At 64.7% G+C, this 11,679-nt stretch carries 9 protein-coding genes; 8 read left to right on the top strand and 1 reads right to left on the bottom strand.

Annotation, left to right across the window (positions count from 1 at the left end; translation table 11 throughout):
* Nucleotides 1-55: 55 nt before the first annotated feature.
* The 8 genes from prpB to WNB94_RS14260 all read left to right on the top strand — a co-directional run bounded on the left by prpB (nucleotide 56) and on the right by WNB94_RS14260 (nucleotide 11,152).
* Nucleotides 56-940 (top strand): methylisocitrate lyase, encoded by an 885-nt coding sequence (prpB, locus tag WNB94_RS14225; protein ID WP_341391066.1) that lies wholly within the window; start codon nucleotides 56-58, stop codon nucleotides 938-940.
* Between the two features lie 53 nt (nucleotides 941-993).
* The gene (gene prpC, locus WNB94_RS14230) at nucleotides 994-2,157 is read left to right on the top strand and encodes a bifunctional 2-methylcitrate synthase/citrate synthase (protein ID WP_341391067.1); all 1,164 of its coding nucleotides are present in this window, start codon (nucleotides 994-996) and stop codon (nucleotides 2,155-2,157) included.
* A complete protein-coding gene (acnD, locus tag WNB94_RS14235) occupies nucleotides 2,154-4,769 on the top strand; it encodes a Fe/S-dependent 2-methylisocitrate dehydratase AcnD (protein WP_341391068.1) in 2,616 nt (871 codons plus the stop codon). The genes prpC and acnD overlap by 4 nt, the downstream gene beginning before the upstream one ends.
* Before the next feature lie 145 nt (nucleotides 4,770-4,914).
* On the top strand, nucleotides 4,915-6,102 hold the full coding sequence (gene prpF / locus WNB94_RS14240; protein WP_341391069.1) for a 2-methylaconitate cis-trans isomerase PrpF: 1,188 nt from the start codon (nucleotides 4,915-4,917) through the stop codon (nucleotides 6,100-6,102).
* Nucleotides 6,103-6,233: 131 nt separating this feature from the next.
* Complete coding sequence (locus tag WNB94_RS14245; RefSeq protein WP_341391070.1) at nucleotides 6,234-6,737, top strand: hypothetical protein; 504 nt, start codon at nucleotides 6,234-6,236, stop codon at nucleotides 6,735-6,737.
* Nucleotides 6,738-6,937: 200 nt separating this feature from the next.
* Entirely contained in the window at nucleotides 6,938-9,532 is a 2,595-nt protein-coding gene (gene acnB / locus WNB94_RS14250) for a bifunctional aconitate hydratase 2/2-methylisocitrate dehydratase (RefSeq protein WP_341391071.1), read from the top strand.
* A 68-nt stretch (nucleotides 9,533-9,600) separates the two neighbouring features.
* On the top strand, nucleotides 9,601-10,542 hold the full coding sequence (locus tag WNB94_RS14255; RefSeq protein WP_341391072.1) for an AEC family transporter: 942 nt from the start codon (nucleotides 9,601-9,603) through the stop codon (nucleotides 10,540-10,542).
* Nucleotides 10,543-10,603: 61 nt separating this feature from the next.
* Complete coding sequence (locus WNB94_RS14260) at nucleotides 10,604-11,152, top strand: hypothetical protein (protein ID WP_341391073.1); 549 nt, start codon at nucleotides 10,604-10,606, stop codon at nucleotides 11,150-11,152.
* 1 nt (nucleotide 11,153) lies between these two features.
* On the opposite strand, the gene WNB94_RS14265 is transcribed toward WNB94_RS14260, so the two are convergent.
* Nucleotides 11,154-11,648: a M48 metallopeptidase family protein gene (locus WNB94_RS14265; RefSeq protein WP_341391130.1), complete on the bottom strand. Its 495-nt coding sequence runs from the start codon at nucleotides 11,646-11,648 to the stop codon at nucleotides 11,154-11,156.
* Nucleotides 11,649-11,679: the final 31 nt, after the last annotated feature.

Consider the following 11,679-nt stretch of genomic DNA (forward strand, 5'->3'; position numbering starts at 1 on the left):
CGTTGCGTTGGGGTATGGCAGTTCCTTGGTGAAACCCTCCTACAGGAGACATGACATGGCCCTCTCATCCCCCGGTGCCCGCTTCCGCCAGGCGCTGCAGGAAGAATCCCCCCTGCAGGTCATTGGCGCGATCAACGCCAACCACGCCCTGCTGGCCCAACGCGCCGGCTTCAAAGCCATTTACCTCTCGGGCGGCGGCGTGGCCGCTGGCTCGCTGGGTCTGCCTGACCTGGGCATCAACACGATGGAAGACGTGCTGATCGACACCCGGCGCATCACCGACGTGTGCGACCTGCCGCTGCTGGTCGACATCGACACCGGCTTCGGGCCGAGTGCCTTCAACATCGAGCGCACGGTCAAGAGCCTGATCAAGGCCGGCGCCGCCGCCTGTCACATCGAAGACCAGGTGGGCGCCAAGCGTTGCGGCCACCGCCCCGGCAAAGAGATCGTGACCACCGAAGAAATGGTGGACCGCGTGAAGGCTGCGGCCGACGCCAAGACGGACAAGGACTTCTTCTTGATTGCCCGCACGGATGCCATCCAGGTGCACGGCGTGGACGCCGCCATCGAACGAGCCATCAAGTGCGTGGAAGCCGGTGCCGACGGCATCTTCGCCGAGGCCGCCTACGACCTGGACACCTACAAGAAGTTCGTGGACGCCGTGAAGGTGCCCGTGCTGGCCAACATCACCGAGTTTGGCAAGACGCCGCTGTTCAGCGTGGAAGACCTGGCGCCCACGGGCGTGGGCATGGTGCTGTACCCCTTGAGCGCCTTCCGTGCCATGAACAAGGCCGCTGAGGCCGTGTACACCGCTGTGCGCCGTGATGGCCACCAGCGCAATGTGGTCGACATCATGCAGACGCGCGAAGAGCTGTACGACCGCATCGGCTACCACGCCTTCGAGGGCAAGCTGGACGCCCTGTTTGCCGCCAAGAAGTAATTCATCCGCTAAGTCATTCATCCGTTGATCTACCTCATCTGGAGACACACCCCATGAGCGCTACCCCTGAGACGACCACCCCCGGTTTCAAGCCCAAGAAGTCGGTCGCCCTGTCCGGCACCGCCGCCGGCAACACCGCCCTGTGCACCGTGGGCCGCACGGGCAATGACCTGGCCTACCGTGGCTACGACATCCTCGATGTGGCCACCACGTGCGAGTTTGAAGAAATCGCCCACCTGCTGGTGCACGGCAAGCTGCCCACCGTGGCCGAACTGGCGGGCTACAAGGCCAAGCTGAAGTCGCTGCGTGGCCTGCCCAACGCCGTGAAGGTGGCCCTGGAGCAACTGCCGCCGTCTGCCCACCCGATGGACGTGATGCGCACCGGCGTGTCGGTGCTGGGTTGCGTCAAGCCCGAGAAGGAAGACCACAACCACCCCGGCGCCCGCGACATCGCCGACAAGCTGATGGCCTCGCTGGGCTCGATGCTGCTGTACTGGTACCACTTTGCTTACAACGGCAAGCGCATCGAGGTGGAAACCGATGATGATTCCATTGGCGGTCACTTCCTGCACCTGCTGCACGGCGAGAAGCCCCGTGACAGCTGGGTGCGCGCGATGCACACCTCGCTGATCCTGTACGCCGAGCACGAATTCAACGCTTCCACCTTCACCTCGCGCGTGGTGGCGGGCACGGGCTCGGACATGTACTCGGCCCTGTGCGGCGGCATCGGCGCCCTGCGCGGCCCCAAGCACGGCGGCGCCAACGAAGTGGCGTTTGAAATCCAGAAGCGCTACGACAACCCGGATGAGGCCGAGGCCGACATCCGCGCCCGCGTGGAGCGCAAGGAAGTGGTGATCGGCTTCGGCCACCCTGTGTACACCGTGAGCGATCCGCGCAACGTGGTCATCAAGAAGGTGGCCGAAGACCTGTCCAAGGAACAGGGCAACATGAAGATGTACAACATCGCCGAGCGCCTGGAATCGGTGATGTGGGACATCAAGAAGATGTTCCCCAACCTGGACTGGTTCAGCGCCGTGAGCTACCACATGATGGGCGTACCCACCGACATGTTCACGCCGCTGTTCGTGATCGCCCGCACCAGCGGCTGGTCGGCCCACGTGATCGAGCAGCGCATCGACGGCAAGATCATCCGCCCGAGCGCCAACTACACCGGCCCTGAAGACCAGGTCTTCGTGCCGCTGAAGGACCGCAAGTGATGAACACGCAATTCCGCAAGCCCCTGCCGGGCACGAACCTCGATTACTTCGACACGCAAGCCGCGGTCGAAGCCATCCAGCCTGGCGCCTGGGCCACCCTGCCCTACACCGCCCGCGTGCACGCCGAGAACATCGTGCGCAAGGCCGACCCAAGCATCGTCACCGATTGCTTGAAGCAAATCATCGAGCGCAAGCGCGACCTGGACTTCCCGTGGTTCCCGGCCCGCGTGGCCTGCCACGACATCCTGGGCCAGACCGCGCTGGTGGACCTGGCCGGTCTGCGTGACGCCATCGCCAAAGAAGGCGGCGACCCGGCCAAGGTGAACCCCGTGGTGCCCGTGCAGCTGATCGTGGACCACTCGCTGGCCGTGGAATGCGGCGGGTTCGACCCGCAAGCATTCCAGAAGAACCGCGAGATTGAGGAGCGCCGCAACGAAGACCGCTTCCACTTCATCGAGTGGACCAAGAAGGCCTTCGCCAACGTGGACGTGATCCCCGCGGGCAACGGCATCATGCACCAGATCAACCTGGAGAAGATGTCGCCCGTGATCCATGCGGACAAGGGCGTGGCCTACCCCGACACCTGCGTCGGCACCGACTCGCACACCCCGCACGTGGACGCGCTGGGCGTGATCGCCATTGGCGTGGGCGGCCTGGAAGCCGAGAACGTGATGCTGGGCCGCGCCTCGTGGATGCGCTTGCCCGAAATCGTCGGCGTCAAGCTGACTGGCCAACGTCAAAGCGGCATCACCGCCACCGACGTGGTGCTGGCCCTGACCGAGTTCCTGCGCAAGAACAAGGTGGTGGGCGCTTACCTCGAGTTCTACGGTGAAGGCGCCTCGAAGCTGACCATCGGTGACCGAGCCACCATCTCGAACATGGCCCCTGAATACGGCGCCACCGCCGCCATGTTCAGCATCGACGAGCAGACGCTGGAGTACCTGACGCTGACCGGCCGCGACGCGAGCCAAGTCAAGCTGGTCGAGACCTATGCCAAGACCGCGGGCCTGTGGTCTGACAGCCTGAAGAACGCCGTGTACGAGCGCAACCTGGAGTTCGATCTGTCGAGCGTGGTGCGCAACATGGCTGGCCCCTCGAACCCGCACGCCCGTGTGGCCACGAGCGATCTGGCCGCCAAGGGCATCGCTGGTCAATGGGCCATGCCCAAGGCCGAAGAAGGCACCATGCCCGATGGCGCCGTGATCATCGCGGCCATCACGTCGTGCACGAACACCTCCAACCCGCGCAACGTGATCGCGGCCGCCTTGCTGGCCCGCAACGCCAACAAGCTGGGTTTGACGCGCAAGCCCTGGGTGAAGTCATCGCTGGCCCCTGGCTCGAAGGCCGTGGAGCTGTACCTGAAAGAAGCCAACCTGCTGGGCGACCTGGAGAAGCTGGGCTTCGGCATCGTGGCCTTTGCCTGCACCACCTGCAACGGCATGTCGGGCGCGCTTGACCCGGTCATCCAGAAGGAAATCGTCGACCGCGACCTCTACGCCACCGCCGTGCTCTCGGGCAACCGCAACTTCGACGGCCGCATCCACCCCTACGCCAAGCAGGCCTTCCTGGCCTCGCCGCCGCTGGTGGTCGCTTACGCCATCGCTGGCACCGTGCGCTTCGACATCGAGAACGACGTGCTGACCGTCGTTGATGGCAGGGAAATCCGCCTCAAGGACATCTGGCCCTCGGACGAAGAAATCGACGCCGTGGTCAAGGCCGCCGTGAAGCCCGAGCAGTACCGCGCCGTGTATGAGCCCATGTTCGCCATCCAGGCAGACAAGGGCGAGAAGGTCAGCCCGCAGTACGACTGGCGCCCGATGTCGACCTACATCCGCCGCCCGCCGTACTGGGACACGGAAGGCGTTGGCGCCCTGGCGGCCAACCCGCGCACGCTCAAGGGCATGCGCCCGCTGGCCATCCTGCCGGACAACATCACCACCGATCACCTGTCGCCCTCGAACGCGATCCTGATGAACTCGGCCGCCGGTGAATACTTGCACAAGATGGGCCTGCCGGAGGAGGACTTCAACTCCTACGCCACCCACCGTGGTGACCACCTGACCGCCATGCGCGCCACCTTCGCCAACCCCACGTTGAAGAACGAGATGGTGCGGAACGTTGACGGCAGCATCAAGGTGGGCTCGTGGGCCCGCGTGGAGCCTGAAGGCCAGGTCATGCGCATGTGGGAGGCGATGGAGACCTACCTCAACCGCCGCCAGCCGCTGATCATCATCGCCGGTGCCGACTACGGTCAAGGTTCGTCGCGCGACTGGGCGGCCAAGGGCGTACGCCTGGCCGGTGTCGAGACGGTCGTGGCCGAAGGCTTTGAGCGCATCCACCGCACCAACCTGATCGGCATGGGCGTGCTGCCCCTGGAGTTCAAGCCGGGCACCACCCGCCTGACCCTGGGCCTGGATGGCACCGAAACCTTCGACGTGGAAGGCGACCTCAAGCCGCGCGCCGACCTGACCCTGGTGATCCACCGCAAAAATGGTGAGACCGTGAAGGTGGCCGTGACCAGCCGTCTGGACACCGCCGAAGAAGTGTCGGTGTACGAGGCCGGTGGCGTGCTGCAGCGTTTTGCGCAGGATTTCCTCGCCGAGAACAAGTGACCACCCCCGAGCGCCTTTGGCGCTCCCCCTCAAGGGGGCGACACCTACGGACTGGCAAAGCCAGATCCGTGGTGTCCGCTGGATCGGACCGAGGCTGTGCAAGGCTTTGCGCGCTTCGGCACCATGTGAACTGAAGGAGCGTGTGATGGCCCATCCCGCACAAATCAAAATCCCCGCCACCTACATCCGTGGCGGCACCAGCAAGGGCGTGTTCTTCCGCCTGCAAGACCTGCCCGCCAGCTGCCAGCAGCCCGGTGAAGCGCGCGACAAGCTGTTCATGCGCGTCATCGGCAGCCCCGACCCCTACGCCGCCCACATCGACGGCATGGGCGGTGCCACCTCCAGCACGAGCAAGTGCGTGATCCTGTCCAAGTCCAGCGTGCCTGAGCACGATGTGGACTACCTCTACGGCCAGGTCTCCATCGACAAGGCCTTTGTGGACTGGTCGGGCAACTGCGGCAACCTCTCCACCGCCGCGGGTGCTTTCGCCATCCACGCAGGCTTGGTCGATCCGGCCCGCATTCCAGAAAACGGCACCGCTGTGGTCCGCATCTGGCAGGCCAACATCGGCAAAACCATCATCGCCCACGTGCCCGTGACCGACGGTCAGGTGCAGGAAACCGGCGACTTCGAACTCGACGGCGTGACCTTCCCCGCCGCCGAGATCGTGCTCGAGTTCATGGACCCCTCGGACGATGGCGACGAAGGCGGCTCGATGTTCCCCACCGGCAACCTGGTCGATGACCTGGACGTACCGGGCCTGGGCACCCTCAAGGCCACGATGATCACGGCGGGCATCCCGACCGTGTTCGTCAACGCCGCTGACATCGGCTACACCGGCACCGAGTTGCGCGAGCAGATCAACAGCGACCCCGAAGCCCTCAAGCGCTTCGAGGCCATCCGCGTGGCCGGCGCCCTGCGCATGGGCCTGATCAAAACCCCCGAAGAAGCGGCCACCCGCCAGCACACCCCCAAGATCGCCTTCGTGGCCCCGCCCACCACCTACACGGCATCGAGCGGCAAGTCCATCAACGCCAGCGATGTGGACCTGCTGGTGCGGGCCCTGTCCATGGGCAAGCTGCACCACGCCATGATGGGCACCTGCGCGGTGGCCATCGGCACGGCCGCGGCCATCCCCGGCACCCTGGTGAACCTGGCGGCCGGTGGCGGTGAGCGTGAAGCCGTTCGCTTTGGCCACCCCTCCGGCACGCTGCGTGTGGGCGCCCAGGCCCAACAGGTGAACGGCCAGTGGACGGTGACGAAAGCCATCATGAGCCGCAGCGCCCGCATCCTCATGGAAGGCTGGGTGCGCGTTCCTGGCGACAGCTTCTGAGCCCATCGGCGTCACAGACGTATCCGTTGGTTACGTCCGTGACGCAGCCCACGACCGGAAAGAAACCCCAGGTGGTCATGGCCACGCATCGGTGGCACACTCAGGCGCACTTCGGATTTGCGAGCACGCCCATGACCACCACTCCAGCCCAGCGACCAGCCCTTTTGTCCACCTTGGCTCTCGGGGTGCTGCTGTGCGGCTCGGCCCTCATGGGCTCGGCGCAAGCATCTGAAACGCGCAGCCAACGGCCCAGTGCCAAGGTGGTGCAGCAAACGCAGATGGCCCTGGCCTCACCTGAGCAACTCGCGGCGGCCGAGCGGGTGCTGGTTGGACAGTACGACTGCGAGTTCGGCCAGCGGGTGTCGATCGACCCCCACCAAAGCCATCCAGGCTACTTCAACCTGCGCCTGGGCAAACAGAGCTGGGTGATGAAACCGGTGCTCTCCCAAACGGGCGCCATCCGGCTGGAAGACGTCCGGGGCACGGCCCTGCTGATCCAGATCCTGACCAAATCCATGTTGCTGGACCCGCGCAAGGGCCAGCGTTTGGTGGATGGCTGCATGCATGAGGTGCAGCGCGCCGCAGAGCGTGACCTGGCCTCGCGCCCTCGCCAGTCGATGCTGGGTGGCAACTGAGCCCCCCTCGGCGGGGTGAAATACCCATTTTTCTGCCCCAGAGCCGTGACTTTCACCTCTTCGTAGGCGAAAATAGCGGGCTGCACGGAAATTGCATTTCCTTGTGACCGGCAGGCGTCTTGCCCCACCCCGGTGCCATCCGGCCCGGGATGTCTTGCACGCTGCCCGCGTTTTTGCCCCATTCACACCAGGTAAACGACATGTTGCAAGCCTATCGCCAACACGCTGCCGAGCGCGCTGCCCTCGGCATCCCCCCGCTGCCCCTGACGGCCCAGCAAGTGGCCGAATTGATCGAACTGATCAAGAACCCGCCCGCTGGCGAAGAGGCCTTCCTGCTCGACTTGCTGACCCACCGCGTGCCCCCCGGCGTGGACGACGCCGCCAAGGTCAAGGCATCCTTCCTGTCGGCCGTGGCCCATGGCGACCTGAGCGTCGGCCTGATCTCCAAGGCCAAGGCCACCGAATTGCTGGGCACGATGGTCGGCGGCTACAACGTCAAGCCCCTGATCGACCTGCTGAGCAGCGCTGAAGTGGGCACCGTGGCCGCTGAGGCCCTGAAGAAGACCCTGCTGATGTTCGACGCGTTCCACGACGTGGCCGAACTGTGCAAGGCGGGCAACGCCAACGCCAAGGCCGTGATGCAGTCGTGGGCCGACGCCGAGTGGTTCACCACCCGCCCCGCCGTCGCCAAGAAGATCACCGTGACCGTGTTCAAGGTGCCTGGCGAGACCAACACCGACGATCTGTCGCCCGCTCCGGACGCCTGGAGCCGCCCCGACATCCCGATGCACTACCTGGCCATGCTGAAGAACACCCGTTCTGATGCAGCGTTCAAGCCCGAAGAAGACGGCAAGCGCGGTCCGATCCAGTTCATCGAAGACCTGAAGAAAAAGGGCAACCTCGTGGCCTACGTGGGTGACGTGGTCGGCACCGGCTCTTCGCGCAAGTCGGCCACCAACAGCGTGATCTGGGCCACCGGCGAAGACATCCCCTTCGTGCCCAACAAGCGCTTCGGCGGCGTCACCCTGGGTGGCAAGATCGCCCCCATCTTCTTCAACACGCAAGAAGACTCGGGCTCGCTGCCCATCGAAGTGGACGTGACCGCTTTCGAAATGGGCGATGTCATCGACATCTACCCCTATGACGGCAAGATCGAGAAGAACGGTGCCGTGGCTGCCGAGTTCCAGCTGAAGTCGCAAGTGCTGCTGGACGAAGTGCAAGCCGGCGGCCGCATCAACCTGATCATCGGCCGTTCGCTGACCGGCAAGGCCCGTGAGTTCCTGGGTCTGCCCGCCTCCACCACCTTCCGCCTGCCCGTGGCCCCCAAGGACAGTGGCAAGGGCTTCACCCTGGCCCAGAAGATGGTCGGCCGCGCTGTGGGCCTGCCCGAAGGCCAAGGCGTGCGTCCCGGCACCTACTGCGAGCCGAAGATGACCACCGTGGGTTCGCAAGACACCACCGGCCCGATGACCCGCGACGAGCTGAAGGACCTGGCTTGCCTGGGCTTCAGCGCTGACCTGGTCATGCAATCCTTCTGCCACACGGCCGCTTACCCCAAGCCCGTGGACGTGAAGATGCACCGCGAGCTGCCCGCCTTCATCAGCAACCGCGGCGGCGTGGCCCTGCGTCCGGGCGACGGCGTGATCCACTCGTGGCTGAACCGCCTGCTGCTGCCCGACACCGTCGGCACCGGTGGCGACTCGCACACCCGCTTCCCCATCGGCATCTCCTTCCCAGCTGGCTCGGGCCTGGTCGCTTTCGGCGCTGCCACTGGCGTGATGCCCCTGGACATGCCCGAATCCGTGCTGGTGCGCTTCAAGGGCAAGATGCAACCCGGTGTCACCCTGCGTGACCTGGTGCATGCCATCCCCCTGTACGCCATCAAGGCCGGTCTGCTGACCGTGGCCAAGGCCGGCAAGAAGAACATCTTCTCGGGCCGCATCCTCGAAATCGAAGGCCTGCCTGACCTGAAGGTTGAGCAAGCGTTCGAACTGTCCGACGCTTCGGCTGAACGTTCCGCCGCTGGTTGCACCATCAAGCTGAACAAGGAGCCGGTCGCCGAGTACCTGAAGTCGAACATCGTTCTGATGAAGAACATGATCGCCGACGGTTACGCCGATGCCCGCACCCTGCAGCGCCGCATCGAGGCGCAAGAAGCCTGGCTGGCCAACCCCAACCTGCTGGAAGCCGACGCCGACGCCGAATACGCTGCAGTCATCGAGATCAACCTCGACGACATCAAGGAGCCGATCGTCTGCTGCCCGAACGACCCGGACGACGCCAAGTTCCTGTCCGAAGTCGCTGGCACCAAGATCGACGAAGCCTTCATCGGTTCGTGCATGACCAACATCGGTCACTTCCGCGCCGCCGGCAAGCTGCTGGAAGGCAAGAAGGACATCCCGGTGCGCCTGTGGGTGGCCCCGCCCACCAAGATGGACGCCGCCGAGCTGACCAAGGAAGGCTACTACAACACCTTCGGCCAGGCCGGTGCCCGCACCGAAATGCCCGGCTGCTCGCTGTGCATGGGCAACCAGGCGCAGATCAAGGAAGGCTCCACCTGCATCTCGACGTCCACCCGCAACTTCCCGAACCGCCTGGGCAAGAACACCAACGTGTTCCTGGGCTCGGCCGAGCTGACCGCCGTCGCATCGAAGCTGGGCAAGCTGCCCACGCCTGCCGAGTACATGGCTGAAATCGGCGTGGTGGCCAAGGACGCCGACAACGTCTACAAGTACATGAACTTCAACCAGATTGAAGAGTACGTGGAGACCGCCAAGGGTGTGACGGCCGCCTGATCGGCCAACGCTTCCTGAAGCCACAAAGCCCGGGTTCGCCCCGGGCTTTTTTCATCGCTGTCGCGCTCATGTCGGCCTTCCTGCATTACGTTCAGATCTGCGCACCGATGTTCAGCGTCATCGGGCTGGGTTGGGTGCTTCAACGCCTGCTGAAATGGCCGAACAAGGTCAACATCTGGTTGGCGCGCTTCGTGTTCTCGGCGGCCTTGCCGGCCCTGCTGTTCGTGATGATGTGCGGGCTGTCACAACTGCCCCCAGTCGACAGCCGCGCCCTGATCGCCTTTTTTGGCAGTTGCCTCATCGTGTTCGTCATCGGGCGGCTGCTGGCCTGGCGGGTGTTCCGGCTGGACGGTGTCAGCCAGTCGGTCTTTGCGCTGGCGGGCATCTTCTCCAACAACGCCATGCTGGGCATTCCACTGGCGCGCATTGCCCTGGGTGAGGCGGCGTTGCCCACGGTGGCCCTGGTGCTGGTGTTCAACTCACTGACGCTGTGGACCTTGGTGACGGTGTCGGTGGAATGGGCAAAACACGGCAGCCCCACCCCCAAAGGCTTTGGCAAGACCTTGGTCAGCGTCTTGAAGAACCCGCTGATCATCGGCATCCTCAGTGGTACGGCCATCGGCTTGAGCGGCTGGACGCTGCCCGACATGGTGCTCACGCCCCTGCGCTGGCTGGGCGAACTGGCCGCCCCATTGGCCTTGTTTTCGCTGGGCTTGAGCCTGGCGGGGCACCGGCTGCGCGAACAATGGAAGATCACCACCGCCATGACGGCCTTGAAGCTGCTGTTGCAGCCCCTGGTGGTGTGGCTGATCGCCGTGTGGCTGGGCTTGCCGGAGATGGAAACCCGCGCCGTGGTGCTCTTGGGGTCCATCGCCGTGGGCGCCAACGTCTACCTGATGTCGCGGCAGTTCAAGGTGCTGGAGGCACCCGTGGCCAGCAGCCTCGTGCTGTCCACCGCCTTGTCGTCGTTGACAACCCCCTTGATTCTGGCGCTGACGCGTGGCGCCTGACACGGTCGCCCTCACAATCCACCCCTGGCATGACTTCGCCTGACTCGCTCCCCACCTGACCATGGACGCCTTCACCATCATCACCGGCCTGGCCTCGCTGTTCGGCTTCGCCATCCAAGCCTTTGATGTGTTCCCACAGCACGCGCGAGGACGGCAGGCCCTGTGGATGCTGATCATGGGCGGCTTCATCGGGGGGCTGCTGTCCACGCTGGACGTGCGCTCGGTGCGCCTGGATTTCGCCTTCACGGGCTACACGATCTCGATGACCGCGCTGGCCGCGATGATCGTCTTCTTCGCCGTGATGGCCGCATTCACAGAGAACCACACGCGGCGCCGAGGCTTCTACATCGTGGGGGGGCTGGCCGCCCTGGCCTTCACCATCACCACCTCGGTGGCGGCCCTGGTGGGCACGGTCACTGACAGCGACCTGGTGCGCCAGGATGTGGTCAATGAGCAAGAACTCGGCTGGCTGATCGAGCGCGCGCAACAGCGTGGCGACACCGCTCGCCAGGTGCACCACATGGAGCTGTTGCTCAAGCGCCTGAGCGACGATGACGAGCGTCGCGCCGGCTTGAAAGCCGACATCGAGGCGCTGAAAGAGCGCCGATGACCTAGCCCGGCGGCGCGCCCAGGGCGCGTGACACCAGCCACAGACGCAAGTCGAATTCGTGCTGGTGATAGTCGGGGTCGATGTGAGCGCACAAGGCGTAGAAGGCCTTGTTGTGCTCGCGCTCTTTGAAATGGGCCAGCTCGTGCGCCACGATCATGCGCAGGAACTCCGGCGGTCCCTCACGAAACAGGCTGGCCACGCGGATTTCACGCTTGGCCTTGAGCTTGCCGCCCTGCACACGTGACACCATGGTGTGAGTACCCAGGGCATGCTGGATCACCTTGAGCTTGCTGTCGTAGACCACCTTGCTCACGGGATCAGCCCCTCGCAGGTGCTGGGCTTTGAGTTCACTGACGTAGCCGTACAGCGCCGTGTCCGACTGCACGGCATGGCGCTCGGGGTAGCGCTGCTGCAGGACGCTGGCCAGGCGGCCTTGATCAACCAGGGACTGAACCTGCAGCAACACATTCGCCGGATAAGCACCCAGGTACTTCAACACAGGGGTACACAAGCCCCCGGCGGCCGCC

It is taken from the genome of Aquabacterium sp. A3, from assembly GCF_038069945.1.
GTDB lineage: Bacteria > Pseudomonadota > Gammaproteobacteria > Burkholderiales > Burkholderiaceae_C > Aquabacterium.

What these genes read in the sequence shown, in the direction of transcription:
- prpF (WP_341391069.1), top strand. Translation starts at nt 4,915, where the DNA reads ATGGCCCATCCCGCACAAATCAAAATCCCCGCCACCTACATCCGTGGC.
- WNB94_RS14245 (WP_341391070.1), top strand. Translation starts at nt 6,234, where the DNA reads ATGACCACCACTCCAGCCCAGCGACCAGCCCTTTTGTCCACCTTGGCT.
- acnB (WP_341391071.1), top strand. Translation starts at nt 6,938, where the DNA reads ATGTTGCAAGCCTATCGCCAACACGCTGCCGAGCGCGCTGCCCTCGGC.
- WNB94_RS14260 (WP_341391073.1), top strand. Translation starts at nt 10,604, where the DNA reads ATGGACGCCTTCACCATCATCACCGGCCTGGCCTCGCTGTTCGGCTTC.
- WNB94_RS14255 (WP_341391072.1), top strand. Translation starts at nt 9,601, where the DNA reads ATGTCGGCCTTCCTGCATTACGTTCAGATCTGCGCACCGATGTTCAGC.
- prpC (WP_341391067.1), top strand. Translation starts at nt 994, where the DNA reads ATGAGCGCTACCCCTGAGACGACCACCCCCGGTTTCAAGCCCAAGAAG.
- prpB (WP_341391066.1), top strand. Translation starts at nt 56, where the DNA reads ATGGCCCTCTCATCCCCCGGTGCCCGCTTCCGCCAGGCGCTGCAGGAA.